This is a genomic window from Geodermatophilus africanus (genome assembly GCF_900107105.1).
Lineage (GTDB): Bacteria > Actinomycetota > Actinomycetes > Mycobacteriales > Geodermatophilaceae > Geodermatophilus > Geodermatophilus africanus.
In genome coordinates this window covers 81,223-99,000 of record NZ_FNOT01000007.1, presented here as the reverse complement: position 1 = coordinate 99,000, position 17,778 = coordinate 81,223, and the positions used below count along the sequence as shown (strand labels likewise).

The following is a 17,778-nucleotide window of genomic DNA, read 5'->3' as shown; positions in this document are numbered from 1 at the left end:
GCGCGGGACGGCGGCGGGCAGGAGACTCGACCCGTGACCACCCCCGGCTCCGACCCCCTGCGCACCCCGACCGGCACCCCCGGGACGACCACGGGTCCGGCCACCACCGGCCCGGCCGCCACCGACAGGACGACGACGTCCGAGCGTTCCCCCGTCCGCAACGCCGGCCGGACCGCGGGCCGCACGCTCGCCCTGGCGCTGCTGCTGTTCGTCACCGTGGTCCTGGTGCTCTTCGTCGTCTTCAACAACCAGACCGTCCAGATCAGCCTGGTCTTCACCGACCTCCAGGCCCCGCTGGTGCTCGCGCTGGTCATCGCCGCGGGGCTCGGCGGCCTGCTGGTCTGGCTGGCCGGGCTGGTGGTGCGCGCCCGCCGCCGCAACTGAGTCCGGCCGCCGCGGCTCACCCCCGAGGGGGACGGCGCGGTCGGGTGCTCGCTCGGTGTCACCGGCCGGTGCGGGACCCTGCAGGAGGGCACGCTCGTCACGGTCCGGTCGCCGGCCGTCGTCCTCCCGTAGGCAGCGGCCGCCGGTCGTTTCCACCGTGACGACGGCGGGCATGGCCACCGGTGACAGCGGCGTCGGACAGGAGGCTCCCGTGAGCGACCCCCAGGGCAGCGACCGGATCCAGCAGGACATCCCCACCGCGTCGGGCACCGGCGACAACAGCAGCACCGGCTCGGGCTTCGAGGACGTCCCCCTCACCCGCGAGGAGGCCGTCGAGCGCGACGCCGCCGCGGGCGACGACCTTCCCGCCCGCGCCGACTCCGACGTCGCCCGGGCCCGGACGGACGGCCCGTCCGGCGAGGTCCGGTGACCACCCCACGATCCGGAGGCAGGGACACCTGATGAGCCAATCGGACGACACCGGTTACGGGGAGTCCCCGGACACCACCAACGGCCCCAGCCGGAGCGACCTCGTCGACGGCGTCCCCGGCGAGGACCGGTCCGACGGTGGTGAGCGGGACGAGGTCACTCTCACCACCGACGACGACGCCCAGCGCGACGACGGGACGGTGCGCCCCGGGAACGTCCCCGACTGAGCAGCCCACGACGCGAGGAGAGCGCATGAGTGAGCCGCAGCCCGCAGGCGGGACCGGACCGGACCAGACCAACCTGGTGGACGGCGTCCCCGGCGAGGACCGGTCCGACGGTGGTGAGCGGGACGAGGTCACCCTCACCACCGACGACGACGCCCAGCACGACGACGCCCCGGTGCGGCCCGGCAACAGCTGAGACGCCCCCCGGGGTCCCGCCGGCCCCGTCCAGAAACTCGTCCCGAGCCTGCGAGGGATGAGGAGGACGGGGTCCTCACCCGGTGGGGGGCAGGGGGCCTCCTTCAGATCCAGCCGTGCCGGCCCGCCGCCTCCACGGCGGCCTGCCGGTTGGGTGCGCCCTGCTTCACCGCCGCGGCCGACAGGTGGTTGCGCACCGTCCCCGGTGACAGGTGGGCACGGGCGGCGATTTCCTTGACCGGCGCACCCCCGGCGGCCAGCTCCAGGACGTCGGCCTCACGCGGCGTCAGCGGGCTGTCCCCGGCACTGATCGCCTTCGCGGCCAGCTCCGGGTCCACGTGCCGCCCGCGGCGGGGCGGGTGCGACGGACGGGTGCACGGCGACCTCCTCGGTGCGCCCGCCGGCCGGGGGTCCGGCCGGTCCTCCGGACGCGCCCCCGATGCTGCCGCCGTCCCGCGTCGATCGAGCGCCGCGGTGGGGCCGCCGACCGAGCGAGCGATGTACGCAGACCCCACCCCAGCTCGGCGAGGTGTGTGGGCCCGCGCCGTGCGGGCGGACGGCGGGACGGCCTAGCCTTCGGCGGCATGGCGGACTCAGGAACTCTGACCGGACGGCGGGCCCTCGTCACCGGGGGCGCCTCGGGCATCGGCCGCGCGTGCGCGGTGCGACTGGCCGGGGCCGGCGCGGAGGTGGTTGTCGTCGACCGCGACGCCGAGGCGGCGGAGGCGGTGGCGAAGGAGGTCGGCGGCAGAGCGGTCGCCGTCGACCTCTCCAACCTCGACGCGGTCAGCGCGCTCGACGTCGACGTCGACGTGCTGGTCAACAACGCGGGGCTGCAGCACGTGGCCCCGGTGCACGAGTTCCCGGTGGACCGGTTCTCGCTCATCCTGCGGCTGATGCTGGAAACGCCGTTCCGGCTGGCCCGGTCCGCGTTGCCGCACATGTACGAGCGCGGCTGGGGGCGGGTCGTCAACGTCAGCTCGGTCCACGGGCTGCGGGCCTCGGCGTACAAGAGCGCCTACGTCACCGCCAAGCACGGCCTCGAGGGGCTGTCGAAGGTGATCGCCCTGGAGGGCGCCCCGCACGGCGTCACCTCCAACTGCGTCAACCCCGCCTACGTGCGCACCCCGCTGGTGGAGAACCAGATCGCCGACCAGGCGAGGGCGCACGGCCTGTCCGAGGACCAGGTCGTCGAGCAGGTCATGCTCGCCCCCGCGGCGGTCAAGCGGCTGATCGAGCCCGACGAGGTCGCCGAAGCGGTCGCCTACCTCTGCTCCCCGGCCGCGGCGTCGATCACCGGCAGCTCGCTCGTCATGGACGGCGGGTGGAGCGCGCACTGATGGCGGACCCCCTACCCTCGTCGACCCGCCGGCTCGCGGCGGGACCCGGGGGGCCGGCGGCACCGTCCGGGCGGCTCGGCGGCGCCGCGGAGTACTTCGCGCTGCTGCTCGAGGAGGCGGCGGCGATCGAGTTCGAGGGGCCGGTGGTGCGCGCCCGCGCGGCCGGTGCCGACAGCGCGACGTTGGCCGGGCTTGAGGGGGTCAAGCTGCTGGCCCTGCAGGTGCGCGAGGCGTTCGCCGCGCGGCGCCGCCGGGAGTCCGAGCTCGCCGCGCTGTTCGACACCGCCGGCGACCTCGCCTCGCTGCGCAGCGTCGACGAGGTGCTGACCGCGATCGTGCGCCGGGCCCGGCAGCTGCTGGGCACCGACGTGTCCTACCTGACCCTGCACGACGACGCCCGCGGCGACACCTACATGCGGGTGACGGACGGCTCCGTCTCGGCCCGCTTCCAGGCGCTGCGGCTGCCGATGGGCGCCGGCCTCGGCGGCCTGGTCGCGCAGACCGCCGCGCCGTACGCCACCGCCCGCTACTTCGCCGACCCGCGCTTCCAGCACACCGACGAGATCAACGGCGGGGTCGCCGAGGAGGGCCTGGTCGCGATCCTCGGCGTCCCGCTGATCCGCGGGTCGCGGGTGATCGGGGTGCTCTTCGCCGCCGACCGCAACGAGCGGCTCTACGACCGCTCCGAGGTCTCGCTGCTGGGCTCGCTGGCCGCGCACGCGGCCATCGCGCTGGACAACGCCCGGCTGCTGGAGGAGACGAGGTCGGCGCTGGAGGAGCTGTCGGCGGCCACCCGGGAGCTGCGTGCGCACTCCGCCTCGGTGGAGCGGGCGGCGGGCGCGCACGACCGGTTCATCGACATCGTGCTGCGCGGCGGCGGGGTCGAGGACGTCGCGGCCGCCGTCACCCAGGCGCTCGGCGGGCAGATCACCATCCTCGACGAGCACGGTCGCGGCACACCGTCCCCCGGCTCGGACGACGACCTGCCGCCCGACCCCGCGGCCGCCCTCGCCCGCGCCCGCTCGACCGGCCGGACCGTCCGTGACCGCAGCTGGTGGACCGCTGCGGTCACGGTGGGCGCCGAGCTGCTCGGCGGCCTGGTCCTGCGCCGCGACGACCAGCTCACCGACTCCGACCAGCGCATCCTCGAGCGCGCCGCGCTGGTGACGGCGCTGCTGCTGCTGATCCGCCGCACCGCCAGCGAGGCCGAGGGGAGGGTGCGCGGCGAGCTGCTGGAGGAGCTGCTCGGGCCGGCGCTGCGCGACCCCGACGGGCTGCGGGAGCGCGGACGGCGGCTGGGCGCGGACCTCGACCGGCCGCACGCGGTGCTCGTCGCCCTCGTCGAGGAGCGCAGCCGGGACCGGGCGCTGGCGCAGGCCACCCACCTGGCCGCCGTCCGCGGTGGGCTGGCCGGCCTGCACGACGGCCGGGTCGTGCTCTGCCTGCCCGGGGAGGAACCCGGCGCGGCGGCGACGACGGTGTGCCGGGAGCTCACCACCGCCGCGGGCCGGCCGGTGACCGTCGGCGGCGCGGGGCCGGCGCAGGGGCCGGCCGCGGTCGCGCCAGCGCACTCCGAGGCCCAGCGGTGCGCCGCCACGCTGGTCGCCCTCGGCCGGGCCGGTCAGGCCGCCGGCGCCGCCGAGCTCGGCTTCGTGGGGCTGCTGGTCGGCGAGGGGCGGGACGTGCAGAGCTTCGTGACCGCCACGCTCGGTCCCGTCCTGGACTACGACGAGCGGCGCGGCACCGACCTGGTCGGGACGCTGCGGGCCTGGTTCGACGCGGGCGGGTCACCGGCACGGGCGGCCGAGACGCTGCAGGTGCACGTCAACACCGTCACCCAGCGGCTGGACCGGGTGGGCCGGCTGCTGGGCCGCGGGTGGTCGGCGCCCGACCGGGCCCTGGAGGTGCACCTGGCGCTGCGGCTACACCGGCTCACCGCTCCCGCCGGCGCCTGAGCAGGCGCGCGCCGCCGCCCGTGGCGTGTGGCCTCGCCGCGTGCCTGTGCGCCGAGGGTGGTCTCGCGGCGGCCGTAGACCACCAACAGGGCACATCCGCGGGTCCCGGTCCACCTACCCTGGTCCGGTGTCTCCCGCCGTCCCCAGCCGCCTGCGGGCCGACCGGTGGCCAGCGCTGGCGCGGGCGCACGGGGAGCGGGCCGACGCGCTGACCGCGGGGCACCGGGCCCGGCGGGCGACCAGCACCCGCCACCCGGTCGAGGACTTCCTGTACGAGTACTACAGCGCCCGGCCCGCGCAGCTGCGCCGCTGGCACCCGGGGGCCGGGGTGGCGCTCGAGCCCGGCGCGGACGGCCCGGTGCCGCACGCCGCCTGGCGCTGGTACGCCACCGCCGACGACGGCGCGGTCGCCCTCGACCTGGACGCCTTCCGGGCCGACCGCGGCGACACCGTCGCGTTCGTCGCCCGGCTGCTGGCCGCGACCGCGTCCCGGCCGGCGCACACCGGCTGCTTCGGGCTGCACGAGTGGGCGATGGTCTACCGGGCCGACGAGCACCGCCACCCGGTCCCGCTGCGGCTGGGCCGGGCCGGCACGGACGCGGTCGTCGAGTCCTTCCCCGTCCGGTGCTCGCACTACGACGCGTTCCGGTTCTTCACGCCCGCCGCGGTCGACCGCAACCGGCTGCAGCCCACCCGCGCCACCCAGGTCGACCTGGAGCAGCCGGGCTGCCTGCACGCCACCATGGACCTCTACAAGTGGGCCTACAAGCTCGGCCCCGCCATCCCCGGCGAGCTGCTGCTGGACTGCTTCGCGCTGGCCGCCGACGTCCGCGAGCTGGACATGCGCGCCTCGCCGTACGACCTGCGCGCGGCCGGCTACGAGCCGGTCGCGATCGAGACGCCGGAGGGCAGGGCCCAGTACGCCGCCGCCCAGCGGGGGTTCGCCCGCCGCGGGGCCGGGCTGCGGTCGCGACTGCTCGAGGTCTGCGCGCGGCTCCGCTCCGGCTGACCGCCGGCACCCACGCGGTGCGTCGACCGCGCGGGTACCGGCGGTGCCGGCCCCCGGCCGACCGCGGCTAGCCCTTCACGCAGGCGAAGCTGCCCGCCTCGTCGGGGCTGCCCGTGCCGCTGTACTGGGGGTGGGCCGGGTACTCGCACAGCGGCCGCGTGCGGGTGGCGCCGGGGTTGGTGTCCCGGACCACGGGGTCCGCCGGCGCCGCGCCGGTCGTCACCCAGCGGTCCAGCGCGGTCAGCGAGTCCCAGCCGGCGGCGAAGGCGGCGGCGAGGTTCGCGTGGTTCGCGCCGGGGACCAGGTAGAAGCGGGCGAAGGCGTCGACCCGGCGCTCCCCCATGGTCTGCACCAGCCCCTCGTAGTACTCCACCGTGGCCCGGTGGCTGACCAGCTCGTCCGCCGTCCCGTGCAGGAGCAGCAGTTTCCCGCCCCGCCTGGCGAAGGGCCGCAGGTCGGTGCTGTTGACGTCCTGCAGCGCGGTGAGCTCGGAGATGCGCTCCTCCCACGGGCCCGGCGCCAGCGGGTCCAGGGACAGCGAGTCGAAGCCGGGGTCCCGGGTCACCGCGTACTTGACCCAGGCGTCCCAGAACTGCATGCCGTAGCCGGCGGTCTTCGGCATGGGGGTGGCCGGCGCCGTCGTCCCCAGCCCGAGCAGCGGCGTCGACATGTCCGCCCCGGAGAGGTAGGGGAAGCCCGGGTAGCCGGTCTCGCCACTGGCCAGGGGGTACGGGAACGTGACAGCGCTGGAGATGGCCCGGATCGCGGTGATCTGAGGGTCGGACAGGCAGCCGTCGCCGAGGTCCTGCCCCTCCGGGCAGCGGAGGACGACGGGGTCGAAGTCGCAGGCCGGCTCGTTGCTGACGACGCCGTCGACCAGCCCGTCGAGGTCGTCGCAGTCGGCGATGACGGCGTTGTAGAGCAGCACCTGCTGCGCGGGGCGGGGGAACGCGCCCGGCGCGGCGAGCTGCCGGGTCATGTGACCGAAGTACAGGTCGAGGGTGGCGGCGTTGAACGCGGGGTAGACGCTGATGACCCCGTCGAAGTCGCGCTCCCAGCGCTGCGCGACGGCGAGCGCCTCCCGGCCGCCCGTGGAGCCACCGGCGAAGTAGGTCTGCTGGGGGGTGTCCCGGTCGTAGTACCGGCCGATGAGGAACACCGCGGCGTCCCGGGTCTTCTTCAGGGCGTCGCCGGCGAAGTTGCGCAGCGCCTCGTCGTTGGCGAGGAACTCGCCGTAGAGCGAGGCGGTGGGCAGGAAGCCGGGGGGCGTCTGGTGCCCGGAGTCGCTGGCGAAGGTCGCGTAGCCGCGGCCGAGCGGCTGAGGGGCGTCGGTGGGGCCGAAAGGGACGTTGCCGTCGAGCGCCGGGATGGTCCCGTTGTAGCCGCCCCCGCCGAACATGAGCGCCTTGTGGTTCCACGTGGTGGGCAGCGCCACCTGCATGCGGATGTCCGGGGCGGCGGGGTCCACGGGGTGCAGCGCGGCGCTGACCCGGCAGTACTCCCCGATCGCGGTGACACCGGTCCCGGACGGCGCCACGAGGGTGGCCTCGGTGACCTCCCCGCCGGTCGTCGGAAGACCGATGGCGCGGGCGGGGACGTCGACCCCCGCGAGCGCCGCACACCGCTCGGCGGCGTCCGCGGCACCCGCCGGCGTCGTCCAGCCGAGTGCGGCGACGACGGCGAGGGCCACCCCGGCCGCCGCGGTCCTGGCTCTGGTCAGGTCCATGGGGCTCCTGTCGTTCGGCGGACCCGAGCGCCCCCGTGGACGCCGAGTGGGGCGGGTCACACACTAGGCAGCGGCACAGGGGGGCTCCACGTGAGGCGACCCCACAGATGCGACACCGGGTGTGGAGCCGGGTGCCACCCCGGACGGGCACCGGGCGCGTCGTACCGTCGTGCGCGTGACCTCCGGAGCCTCCGACCGCCTGCGCACCGACCGCTGGGTGCGGCTCGACGGGACGACGAACACCCGGGACCTGGGCGGGCTGCCCACCGTCGACGGCGGGACGACGGTCCCCGGGCGCGTGCTGCGCAGCGACAACCTGCAGACGCTCAGCGAGGCCGACGTCCGCCGGCTGGTCGACGAGGTGCGGCTGCGCGAGGTGGTCGACCTGCGCACCACCGCCGAGGTGCTGCTGGAGGGGCGCGGCCCGCTGCGCGCGCTGCCCGGAGTGACGCACCGACACTTCACCCTGCTGCCCGAACGCGGCCACCACACCGACGTGTTCGCCGTCGAGGAGGCCGAGCTGCCGGAGCTGCCGGCCGACTGGGCCGAGTCGATCCTGCCGCGGCAGGTGGCCGAGGGCGACCAGGCCGAGCCGCCGGCCGTGCGCTCCTACCTCGGGTACCTGGCGCACCGGCCGGAGAACGTGATCGCCGCGCTGCGGGCGCTGGCTGCGCCACCGGACGGCGCCACGGTCGTGCACTGCGCCGCGGGCAAGGATCGCACCGGCGTGGTGGTCGCCTTCGCCCTGGCCGTGGCCGGCGTCCCGCACGAGGAGATCGTCGCCGACTACGCGCTGACCGCCGAGGTCATCGACGACCTGGTCGCCAAGCTGGCCGCGTCACCGACCTACGCCGAGGACATGGTGCGCCGCGACGTCGCCAGCCACACGCCGCGCGCCGAGACGATGCAGCGGGTGCTGGGGCTGCTCGACGAGCGGCACGGCGGCCCGCAGGGCTGGCTGACCGCGCACGGCTTCGGTCCCGAGGAGCAGGCCGCCCTGCGCGCCCGTCTGCGCAGCTAGCACCTGCGGCTACGACTCGTGGCCCCCTTCAGGGTCCCGCGGCGAGCTCGCGAGCCGTGGAGGGGAGGGGGTCTTCTTCTTGTGGCGGTACATGTCCGCGTCCGAGGCGCGCAGCAGCGCGTCGGCACCGCCCTGGCCACCCCCGTGGACGGCGACGCCCACGCTGGTGCCGACGGCGACGGCGGTGCCCTCCAGGCGGAAGGGCTCGTCGAAGCAGCCCAGCACCCGGGCGACGACGCGGTCGGCGTCCTCCGGCCGGGCGAGGACGGGCAGCAGGACGGCGAACTCGTCGCCGCTGAGCCGGCCCACCATGTCGTCGGGGCGGATCGCGGCGCGCAGCCGGGCGGCCACCTGGCGCAGCAGCTCGTCGCCGGCGGCGTGGCCGAGGGAGTCGTTGACCGCCTTGAAGCGGTCGAGGTCGCAGAAGAGCACGCCGACGTGCTGGTCGGCGGGCGTGGTGGCCAGCGCCTCGCCGAGCCGCTCGAGGAAGAGCACCCGGTTGGGCAGCCCGGTCAGCGCGTCGTGGGTGGCCTGGTGTCGCACGGTCTCGAGCAGGCGGGCCCGCTGGAGGGCGGTCGCGGCCTGGTCGCCGACACCGCGCAGGCGGTGCAGGACGTCGCCGGCGAGGACCTCGGGGGCCCGCCCGGCCGGCCAGCTCGCGGTGGCGACGCCGAGGAAGGTGCGCCCGGCCACGACAGGGACGGCGACGACGTCGGTGAGCTGCAGGGCCGTGAGCAGTTGCTCCAGGACGGGGCTGCTGGACTCGGGCCGCAGGAAGCGTGGCTCCCGGTCCGTCAGCATCCCGACCAGCTCCGGGACGTCCTCGGCGTGGAGGGGCGTCCCGTACATGATCTGCTGGTGCTCCGGCACGGGGTCCACGTGGGCGGCCGTGCGCAGGCAGCCCTCCGCCGGGTCCCAGAGCAGCACCGCGGCGCTGTCGCAGCCGACGACGCGGGGCAGCGCCTCGACGACCACCGTGCACACGTCACCGGCGTCGGTGGCCCCGGCGAGCTCGTGGGCCAGGGTGAGCAGCGTCCCGGCGCGGTCGGCCTCCTGCCGAGAGCTCTCCAGCGCCATGAGCAGGTCGAGGGCGGCCGCGGCGTAGCCGGCGTAGGCGGCGAGCATCTGGCGCTCGTGCTGGAGGCCGCCGTCACCAGGACGGTAGACGGTGGCCAGCCGGCCGTGCACCCGACGGGCCGAGGCGACGTCGACCGCGACGACGTTCGGGCCCGGGTCGGCGCCGGCCAGCAGCGTGGCCGCGAGGCTGTCGACCTGGTGCTGCGGCAGGCCGGCGCTGTGCACCAGCGCGGGACCGCCCGCGGGGTCGGCCACGGCGAGCACCCAGCCCGGGGCGAGCACCGCCTCGGCGGCCTTCTCGATGATCCGCTGCAGGACGGTCTCGACGTCCTCGCTGGCGACCAGGTCGGCGGCCGCCGACTGCAGGATGCGCAGCTGCTCGCGCAGGGCCAGCAGCTCGGGGACGTCGTCGTCGGTGCGGCGGCGCCCGCCCAGCCTCCGGCGGCGCTCCCACGTCAGGTGGTAGACGCAGACGGGGTGGCCGTCGGACTCGCACTCGACGTGCACGAGCTGCGCCTGCGGCAGCCCGAAGACCGTCGGCACCATGCCGATGAGGCCCTGGGCGTACTCGCAGTCCAGCCGGGAGTGCCGGTAGCCCTCGTGCAGCCGGTAGCTGAGCGTCGCGTGGGTGGCACCGGCCTCGAGGACCCGCATCGTCGAGGTGGTGGAGAACTTGGCCACGGCGCGCGGCAACTGGCGGTACACCTGGCGCGGTGAGCCCATCGCACGGATGAGCAGGATCAAGGCCGGGGTCAGGCCGAGCCCGAGGGCCTCGCGGCCGACGCGGAACATGGTCTGCGGGTCGCCGAGCACCTCGGTGGCAGCGGTGAACAGCTTGATCCGGGTGTCGTAGCTGGTCCAGTGCGAGGGCAGCTCGAGCTCGGCGGCGGTGAACGGCACACCGGCACGGCGCAGCACCTCCGCGACCGCGTCGTCCCCGCCCTGCTCGCGCACGTAGCTCAACAGCAGCCCCGTGGTGGCGCCGGACGTCTCCCGAGGCTCGGACACCGCAGGGCCGCTCACCTCGGGCCACCCGTTCTGCTCACGCCCGTCCCATCGGCAGGAACGGGGCCCGTGTTGAACGGGTCCACCCCAAAAGAGGGACCGCGCAGTGCCGGAACACCGGCCGTGCGGCGGACGGGTGACACAGATACCCGTGGGGGGTATTTTCTCCGTTGCCGGGACACCCGGTCCCCGGCGACCGACCCGAGGAGGCGACTCCCGTGACGACGAGCCCGCACGGCCACGCAGCGCACACCCACGAGGGCCACCCGCCGGCGCCCGGACACGGGCCGGCACCCGCGTCCTGGGCCATGGCCGCGAGCGCCACGCTGCACTGCCTCACCGGCTGCGCCATCGGCGAGGTGCTCGGCATGGTGATCGGCACGTCCATCGGCCTGCCCGACTGGGCCACGGTGGCGCTCGCCGTCGCCCTGGCGTTCGTCTTCGGCTACGCGCTGACCATGCGCGGCGTGCTGCGCGCCGGACTGCCGGTCCGGCAGGCGCTGCGGGTGGCGCTGGCCGCCGACACGCTCTCCATCGCCGTCATGGAGGTCGTCGACAACGCGGTCGTGCTCTCGGTGCCCGGCGCGATGGAGGCCGGCATCGGCGGCTCGCTGTTCTGGCTCGCACTCGCCGGCGCCCTGGCGGTCGCCTTCGTGGTGACCCTGCCGGTCAACCGCTGGATGATCAGCCGCGGCCGGGGTCACGCCGTGGTCCACCGCCTGCACTGATGAAGGACCCCCCTGCTTCCCCACCGCTCGCACGCTCGCGGCGAACGGTGGGGGGCAGGAGGGTCCTTCGATGGCGGGCGGCAGGGGGTCCTTCACGGGGGGCGAGGGGGTCCCCTGTCAGCGGAGGGAGAACCCGCCGCCGTTGGCCATCGTCAGCAGCTCGTCCCGCATCGCCGGGCTGCTGCTGCGAGCGAGGGCACGGTCGAGCGCCCGACGCGTCCGCGCCGCCTGCCGACGCCGCCGCCAGCTGGAGGTCACGCTGTTCATGTCTCGTTGCCTTCTTCCGGTTTCGTATGGTCTGCACCCAGAGCAATGCAGGTCCACGCCGGATTATTCCGAAGAAAACTAGGCACATGACGAGATACGGCGACGATCCGTCGCTCCGACAGGTGACATCGGCCTCAGCCGGTGACGCCACGGCCGCTCACTCCACCCCCAGCTCCCGGCGCGCCGCGGCGCGCGCGGCGTGCGGGTCGTCGGTCAGCAGCGCCGCATCCGCGGCCCGCCGGCACGCGTCGGTGTCGACGACGGCCAGCCGGGCCCCGACACCGGCGATGGACGAGGCCGCACACGACAGCGAGGTGATGCCGAGGCCGATCAGGACACAGGCCAGCAGCGGGTCGGCGGCGGCCTCCCCGCAGACGCCGACCGGCTGCCCGGTACGGCGGCCGGCCTGGGCGGTGAGCTGCACCAGGGCCAGCAGCGCCGGCTGCCACGGGTCGGTGAGGTCGGCGAGGTCGGCGGAGAGCCGGTCGGCGGCCAGCGTGTACTGCGAGAGGTCGTTGGTGCCGATCGACAGGAAGTCGACGTGCTGCAGCAGCCGCTCGGCCATCAGCGCCGCCGACGGCACCTCGATCATCACGCCGGGCGTGAGCCCGCGGGCGCGCACCCGCCCGGCGAAGTCCGCGGCCTCGGCGACGGTGGCCACCATCGGTGCCATCACCCACGGCGAGGCGCCGGCCCGGCGGGCGCCCTCGGCGATCGCGTCCAGCTGCCGCTCCAGCAGGCCGGGGTCGCGGCGGGCCACCCGCAGCCCGCGGACGCCGAGCGCCGGGTTCTCCTCGTCGGGCATCGTGGCGAAGGCCAGCGGCTTGTCCGACCCGGCGTCCAGGGTGCGGACGACGACCCGCTCCCCGGGGAAGGCCTCGAACACCTCGGCGTAGCCCGCCGCCTGCTCCTCGACCGAGGGCTCCTCGGCCCGGCTGAGGAAGGCCAGCTCGGTGCGCAGCAGCCCGACGCCCTCGGCGTGCTTGGCCGCCGCGGCCCGCGCCCCGGCGCCGTCCTGCACGTTGGCCAGCACCTTCACCTCGACCCCGTCGCGGGTGCGACCCGGCCCGCGGTACCCGGCCAGCGCCGCGGCGGCGGCCTGCGCGGCCTCCACCCGGGCGCGCGCCTCCTCCGGGTCCGGGTCGACGGTGACCGTGCCGCGCTCGCCGTCGAGCAGCACGGTGGCGCCCTCCGGGACGTCGTCCAGGCCGCCGACGGCGACCACGCAGGGCATCCCAAGCTGGCGGGCGATGATCGCGGTGTGGCTGGTCGTGCCGCCCAGCCGGGTGGCCAGGCCGGTGATGCGGGTGGGGTCCAGCCCCGCGGTGTCGGCCGGCGCCAGGTCCTCGGCGAGCAGCACCGAGGGCTGCTCCGGGCTCGGGACGCCGGGCTCGCCCTGCCCGGTCAGCTGGGCGACGATCCGGTCCCGGACGTCGCGGACGTCGGTCACCCGCTCGGCCATGAGCCCGCCCAGGCTGGTGAACAGTTCCACGAACTGCTGCGCGGCCTGCACCGTGGCGACGGCGGCGGGCGTGCCGGCGTCGATCCGCTGCTCGACCGCCGAGAGCAGGCCGCGGTCCCGGGCCAGGCCGGCGGTGGTGGACAGCACCTCCGCGCTCACCCCGGTCGCCGCGCCCGCGCGCTCCGTGAGCCGGTCGGCCACCACGCCGGCGGCCGCGGCGAAGCGCTCCTTCTCCCCCGCGCGCTCCTGCTCGGCGACCACGATCCCGTCGTCGGGCGGCAGCACGACCGCACCCGACGGGCGCACGACCGGCCCCCAGGCCACCCCGGGGACGACGGGCGTGCCCGGGAGCACCGCGGGACCTGTGGTGGACGGGGCGGCGGTTCCAGGGGCGTGGGTGGTCATGGCTACCTCACACGTGTCGGTGGCGGGACGCTGTTCCGGCTATGACCAGAGTCACGAAGAGGTGTTGACTTGTCAACGGATCAGACGTAGAACAACACCAACACAACACCAAGCCAACACAAACGGGCACCCGTTGTGTGGTAGGCCGAGGGAGGTGGGACGTGTACGCGGAGGAACGCCAGCAGACGATCGCCGCACTGGTCGCCGACCGCGGCCGGGTCTCGGTGACCGCGCTCGCCGAGGAGTTCGGGGTGACCACGGAGACCGTGCGCCGCGACCTCGCCGTCCTGGAGCGTGCCGGGATGCTGCGCCGCGTGCACGGCGGCGCCGTCCCCGCCGGCGCGCTCACCTACGTGGAGACCGCGCTCGGCGAGCGGCACGGCACCCGCAGCGAGCAGAAGCGCAAGATGGCCGCCGCCGCGCTGGACCTGCTGCCCGCGCCCGACGGCAGCCTGCTGCTCGACGGCGGCAGCTCCACCGCCGCCCTCGCCGAGATTCTCCCCAGCGACCGCCGGCTGCTCGTCGCCACCCACTCGGTGCCGATCGCCGCCCGGCTGGCCGCGGCGCCCGGCGTCGACCTGCACGTGCTCGGCGGTCGGGTCCGCGGCATCACCCAGTGCGCCGTGGGCGAGCGGGCGGTCGCCACCCTCGCCGACCTGCGGGTCGACGTCGTCTTCCTGGGCACCAACGGCATGACCCCCGAGCACGGGTTCACCACGCCCGACGAGGCCGAGGCCTCCGTGAAGCGGGCGATGATCCGCGCCGCGCAGAAGGTCGTCGTCCTGGCCGACAGCAGCAAGCTCGGCCGGGAGCACCTGGTCCGTTTCGCGACGCCGGCCGACGTCGACGTCCTGGTCACCGACGCCGAGGCCGCACCGGCCGACCTCGCCCGTCTCGAGGACGCCGGGATCGAGGTCGTGGTCGCATGACTGGACGAGTCGTCACCCTCACCGCCAACCCCAGCCTGGACCGGACGCTGTCGCTGCCCGGTCCGCTGGTGCGCGGCGGCGTGGCCCGGCTGGCGCCGAGCTCCACCGAGCCCGGCGGCAAGGGCGTGAACGTCGCCCGCGCGGTCGCCGCCGCGGGCGGGGAGGTCGTCACCGTGCTCCCCGCGGCCGACGACGACCCCATCGTGGGCGCGCTGCGCGGGCTGGACCTGCCGATGGCCACGGTCCCCATCGCCACCCCGGTGCGCACCAACTACACGCTGGCCGAGCCCGACGGCACCACCACCAAGCTCAACGAGCCGGGCGCCCCGCTGGACGACGAAGCACGGGCGGCGCTCACCATCGCGCTGCACCAGCACGCCGAGGGCGCCCGCTGGGTGGCGCTGTCCGGCTCGCTGCCCCCGGGCACGCCGCTGGACTGGTACGCCGACCTGGTCCGCTCGCTGCGCGACACCGGCGCGAAGATCGCCGTGGACACCTCCGAGGCGCCGCTGCTGGCCCTGCTGGCCGCCGGCCCGGACGCCGCGCCGGACCTGCTCAAGCCCAACTCCGAGGAGCTCTCCCAGCTCTCCGGCGTCCCGGAGGCCCACCTCACCGCCAACCGCGCCACCGCGCTGGCCGCCGTCGACACGCTGCACGCGCGCGGTGTGACCGAGGTGCTGCTGACCCTCGGTGCCGACGGCGCGCTGCTGTCCTGCGCCGAGGGCGTCTGGGCGGCCGGCCCGCCACGGATCGCCGTCCGCAGCACCGTCGGCGCCGGCGACTGCAGCCTGGCCGGCCACCTGCTGGCCGACCTGGCCGGCGCCACCCCGGCCGAGCGGCTCCGCAGCGCCGTCGCGTACGGCGCGGCCAGCGCCTCGCTCCCCGGTTCCGCCGTCCCCACGCCCGAGCAGGTGGCCGCCCTCGATGTCGAGATCGTCACCATCCGGACCACGGGCCTGCCCAGCACCACCGCACCACCCGTCACATGGAGCACCACCGTCCCGGCCGCCGGCCGCGACGTCAGCTGACCACTCCGGAGAGGTGGGCCATGCCCGACCTGATCACACCAGACCTGGTGGCGCTCGACGCCGACCTGGGATCCGACAAGGCCACGGTGGTGCGCCGGCTCGCCGGTCTCGTCGCCGGGACCGGGCGGGCCACCAGCGCCGACGGGCTCGCCGACGACGCCCTGGCCCGCGAGGCGCAGGCGGCGACCGGTCTGCCCGGCGGCATCGCCATCCCGCACTGCCGCTCGGAGGCGGTCACCGAGGCCTCGCTGGCCTTCGCGCGGCTCGACCCGAAGGTCGACTTCGGCGCCCCGGACGGCCCGGCCGATCTCGTCTTCCTCATCGCCGCGCCGGCGCACGGCGACGCCGACCACCTCACCCTGCTGACCGCCCTGGCCCGGGCGCTGGTGCGGCCGGACTTCGTCGCCTCGCTGCGCGCGGCCGGCTCGGCCGACGACGTCGTACGGCTGGTGCAGGAGGTCGTCTCCCCCGAGCCGGCACCCGCCGGCGCGCCCGCGGCGTCCGGCTCCTCGAGCGCCGCGACCGCTGCCACCCCCGCCGCCACGCCGGCCGCCGACACGACCACCACCGGCGCCCGCCGCAGCGTCGTCGTCGTCAGCGCCTGCCCGACCGGCATCGCGCACACCTACATGGCCGCCGACAAGCTCACCGCGGCCGGCGAGGCCGCCGGCGTCGACGTGCACGTCGAGACCCAGGGTTCCTCGGGCTCCACCCCGCTGGACCCGGCCGTGATCCGGGCCGCCGACGCGGTCATCTTCGCCGTCGACGTCGGCGTCCGGGACCGGGACCGGTTCGCCGGGAAGCCGCTCGTCCAGTCGGGCACCAAGCGGGCGATCAACGAGCCCGACGTCATGCTCCGTGAGGCACTGGCCGCCGTCGACGACCCGAACGCCCGCCGGGTGCCGGGTGGCGCCGGTGGCGCGGAGGAGTCCGCCGCTGCGGCAGGCGGCGGACCCGGCGTCGGGACGGAGATCCGCCGCTGGCTGCTCACCGGCGTCAGCTACATGATCCCGTTCGTCGCCGCGGGCGGTCTGCTCATCGCCCTGGGCTTCCTGTTCGGCGGCTACCAGATCGTCAGCACCGACCCCTCGACCGTCACGACAACGCCCGTGGAGGAGGGCAGCAGCTACGCCCTGAACTGGGTCCTCAACAACACCTTCCTCAACCTGCCGGACGTCGCGCCCACCGAGGGCCTCAACGACGGCTTCTGGGGCTACCTCGGCGCGGTCTGCATCGTGCTGGGCCAGGCGGCCTTCGGGTTCCTCGTCCCGGCGCTGGCCGGCTACATCGCCTACGCGATCGCCGACCGCCCGGGCATCGTCCCCGGCTTCGTCGTCGGCGCCGTCTCGGTGAGCGTGGGCGCCGGCTTCATCGGCGGCCTCGTCGGCGGCATCATCGCCGGCTTCGCCGCGCGGTGGATCAGCGGCTGGAAGCTGCCGACCGGGGTCCGCGGCCTGCAGCCGGTCGTGATCATCCCGCTGCTCGCGACGCTGATCTCCAGTGGCCTGATGGCCATCGTCCTCGGCCGCCCGCTGGCCGCCGCCCTCACCGGCCTGGGCAACTGGCTCAACGGCCTGACCGGCACCTCGGCGGCCCTGCTCGGGATCATCCTCGGCCTGATGATGTGCTTCGACCTCGGCGGCCCGCTCAACAAGGCGGCCTACGTCTTCGCCACCACCGGCCTCACCGCCACGGCCACCGGCGCTCCGCTGGTCATCATGGCGACCGTCATGGCCGCCGGCATGGTGCCCCCGCTGGCGATGGCGCTCAGCACGGTGATCCGCCCGAAGCTGTACACGCCGGCCGAGCGGGACCAGGGCAAGGCCGCCTGGCTGCTGGGCGCCTCGTTCATCTCCGAGGGCGCGATCCCGTTCGCCGCAGCCGACCCGCTGCGGGTCATCCCCTCGATGATGCTGGGCGGTGCCACCACCGGCGCCATCGTCGCGGCGGCGGGTGTCGAGCTCCGCGCCCCGCACGGCGGCATCTTCGTCCTCTTCGCGATCACCGGGATCCTGTGGTTCATCGTCGGGATCGTGGCGGGCACGGTGGTCGGCGCGCTGGCGGTCACCATCGCGAAGAGCATCGGCCGACCGAAGGCCGAGGCCGTCCCCGAGGACGCCGTCGACATGGCCCACGCCCACAACGCCGCCCCGGTCACCCAGCCGGCTCGCGCCTGACACGCCAGGCTGTCCCCGACCACCCGTCCCCCAACAGAGGGAGAGACCCCATGCCCAGTCAGACCGTCACCGTCGGCTCTCGCGTCGGGCTGCACGCCCGCCCGGCGGCCCTCATCGCCGAGGCCGTCGGCAAGGCCGGTGTCCCGGTCACGCTGGCGACGACCGGGGGGAACCCGGTGGACGCCGGGTCGCCGCTGATGATCATGACTCTCGGCGCGAAGCAGGGGACGGAGGTCGTCGTCAGCAGCGACGACCCCGCCGTCCTCGAGCAGATCGCGGGCCTGGTCGCCCAGGACCTCGACGCCGAATAGCGGAAGGACCCTCCTGCCCCCCACCGCTCGCGAGCTCGCGGCGGGCCCCTGCAGGAGGGCCGACCCGCCGGCCTCCGGGCCGCACAGACGACGGCGCCCGTCCCCT

The 17,778-nt window shown here is 75.5% G+C and carries 18 protein-coding genes; 13 read left to right on the top strand and 5 right to left on the bottom strand.

Features of this window, described 5'->3' with window-relative positions; genetic code table 11:
- The first annotated feature begins 33 nt into the window (after positions 1–33).
- From BLW63_RS14415 to BLW63_RS26835, 4 genes are all read left to right on the top strand, one after another.
- Positions 34–384: a LapA family protein gene (locus BLW63_RS14415; protein WP_091157565.1), complete on the top strand. Its 351-nt coding sequence runs from the start codon at positions 34–36 to the stop codon at positions 382–384.
- 211 nt (positions 385–595) lie between these two features.
- Complete coding sequence (locus BLW63_RS14410) at positions 596–814, top strand: hypothetical protein (RefSeq protein ID WP_091157984.1); 219 nt, start codon at positions 596–598, stop codon at positions 812–814.
- A gap of 31 nt (positions 815–845) precedes the next feature.
- Positions 846–1,040, top strand: a complete 195-nt coding sequence (locus BLW63_RS14405; protein ID WP_091157562.1) for a hypothetical protein — start codon at positions 846–848, stop codon at positions 1,038–1,040.
- Between the two features lie 25 nt (positions 1,041–1,065).
- Positions 1,066–1,233 (top strand): hypothetical protein, encoded by a 168-nt coding sequence (locus BLW63_RS26835; RefSeq protein WP_170856770.1) that lies wholly within the window; start codon positions 1,066–1,068, stop codon positions 1,231–1,233.
- A 103-nt stretch (positions 1,234–1,336) separates the two neighbouring features.
- Here BLW63_RS26835 and BLW63_RS14400 read toward each other — a convergent pair whose 3' ends face one another.
- Complete coding sequence (locus tag BLW63_RS14400) at positions 1,337–1,570, bottom strand: response regulator transcription factor (RefSeq protein ID WP_244522581.1); 234 nt, start codon at positions 1,568–1,570, stop codon at positions 1,337–1,339.
- A 246-nt stretch (positions 1,571–1,816) separates the two neighbouring features.
- Here BLW63_RS14400 and BLW63_RS14395 point away from each other — a divergent pair, with 246 nt between their 5' ends.
- From BLW63_RS14395 to BLW63_RS14385, 3 genes are all read left to right on the top strand, one after another.
- Entirely contained in the window at positions 1,817–2,572 is a 756-nt protein-coding gene (locus BLW63_RS14395) for a 3-hydroxybutyrate dehydrogenase (protein ID WP_091157559.1), read from the top strand.
- Entirely contained in the window at positions 2,572–4,527 is a 1,956-nt protein-coding gene (locus tag BLW63_RS14390) for a helix-turn-helix domain-containing protein (protein WP_211517116.1), read from the top strand. The genes BLW63_RS14395 and BLW63_RS14390 overlap by 1 nt, the downstream gene beginning before the upstream one ends.
- 127 nt (positions 4,528–4,654) lie before the next feature.
- Positions 4,655–5,536 carry a 3-methyladenine DNA glycosylase gene (locus BLW63_RS14385; protein WP_170856778.1) on the top strand — a complete coding sequence of 294 codons (882 nt, stop codon included), beginning with the start codon at positions 4,655–4,657 and terminating at the stop codon, positions 5,534–5,536.
- 67 nt (positions 5,537–5,603) lie between these two features.
- Here the strand turns inward: BLW63_RS14385 and BLW63_RS14380 are convergent, their stop codons facing one another.
- Positions 5,604–7,262: a tannase/feruloyl esterase family alpha/beta hydrolase gene (locus BLW63_RS14380; protein ID WP_091157555.1), complete on the bottom strand. Its 1,659-nt coding sequence runs from the start codon at positions 7,260–7,262 to the stop codon at positions 5,604–5,606.
- 175 nt (positions 7,263–7,437) lie between these two features.
- On the opposite strand from BLW63_RS14380, the gene BLW63_RS14375 reads away from it, so the two are divergent.
- Entirely contained in the window at positions 7,438–8,283 is an 846-nt protein-coding gene (locus BLW63_RS14375; RefSeq protein ID WP_244522580.1) for a tyrosine-protein phosphatase, read from the top strand.
- 9 nt (positions 8,284–8,292) lie between these two features.
- Here BLW63_RS14375 and BLW63_RS28580 read toward each other — a convergent pair whose 3' ends face one another.
- Complete coding sequence (locus BLW63_RS28580) at positions 8,293–10,368, bottom strand: sensor domain-containing diguanylate cyclase (RefSeq protein ID WP_280140523.1); 2,076 nt, start codon at positions 10,366–10,368, stop codon at positions 8,293–8,295.
- 215 nt (positions 10,369–10,583) lie between these two features.
- Here BLW63_RS28580 and BLW63_RS14365 point away from each other — a divergent pair, with 215 nt between their 5' ends.
- Complete coding sequence (locus BLW63_RS14365) at positions 10,584–11,093, top strand: DUF4396 domain-containing protein (protein ID WP_244522579.1); 510 nt, start codon at positions 10,584–10,586, stop codon at positions 11,091–11,093.
- A gap of 117 nt (positions 11,094–11,210) precedes the next feature.
- Here the strand turns inward: BLW63_RS14365 and BLW63_RS26830 are convergent, their stop codons facing one another.
- Positions 11,211–11,360: a hypothetical protein gene (locus BLW63_RS26830; RefSeq protein ID WP_170856777.1), complete on the bottom strand. Its 150-nt coding sequence runs from the start codon at positions 11,358–11,360 to the stop codon at positions 11,211–11,213.
- Between the two features lie 157 nt (positions 11,361–11,517).
- Complete coding sequence (locus BLW63_RS14360; RefSeq protein ID WP_091157551.1) at positions 11,518–13,227, bottom strand: phosphoenolpyruvate--protein phosphotransferase; 1,710 nt, start codon at positions 13,225–13,227, stop codon at positions 11,518–11,520.
- Between the two features lie 161 nt (positions 13,228–13,388).
- Here BLW63_RS14360 and BLW63_RS14355 point away from each other — a divergent pair, with 161 nt between their 5' ends.
- Genes BLW63_RS14355 through BLW63_RS14340 form a run of 4 tightly spaced genes read left to right on the top strand, consistent with a single transcriptional unit; the run spans position 13,389 to position 17,672 of the window.
- A complete protein-coding gene (locus BLW63_RS14355; protein ID WP_091157549.1) occupies positions 13,389–14,156 on the top strand; it encodes a DeoR/GlpR family DNA-binding transcription regulator in 768 nt (255 codons plus the stop codon).
- A complete protein-coding gene (locus BLW63_RS14350) occupies positions 14,153–15,184 on the top strand; it encodes a 1-phosphofructokinase family hexose kinase (RefSeq protein ID WP_091157546.1) in 1,032 nt (343 codons plus the stop codon). Before BLW63_RS14355 ends, BLW63_RS14350 begins: the two co-directional genes overlap by 4 nt.
- A gap of 20 nt (positions 15,185–15,204) precedes the next feature.
- A complete protein-coding gene (locus BLW63_RS14345) occupies positions 15,205–17,361 on the top strand; it encodes a PTS fructose transporter subunit IIABC (RefSeq protein ID WP_091157541.1) in 2,157 nt (718 codons plus the stop codon).
- 50 nt (positions 17,362–17,411) lie between these two features.
- Positions 17,412–17,672, top strand: a complete 261-nt coding sequence (locus BLW63_RS14340; RefSeq protein WP_091157536.1) for an HPr family phosphocarrier protein — start codon at positions 17,412–17,414, stop codon at positions 17,670–17,672.
- Positions 17,673–17,778: the final 106 nt, after the last annotated feature.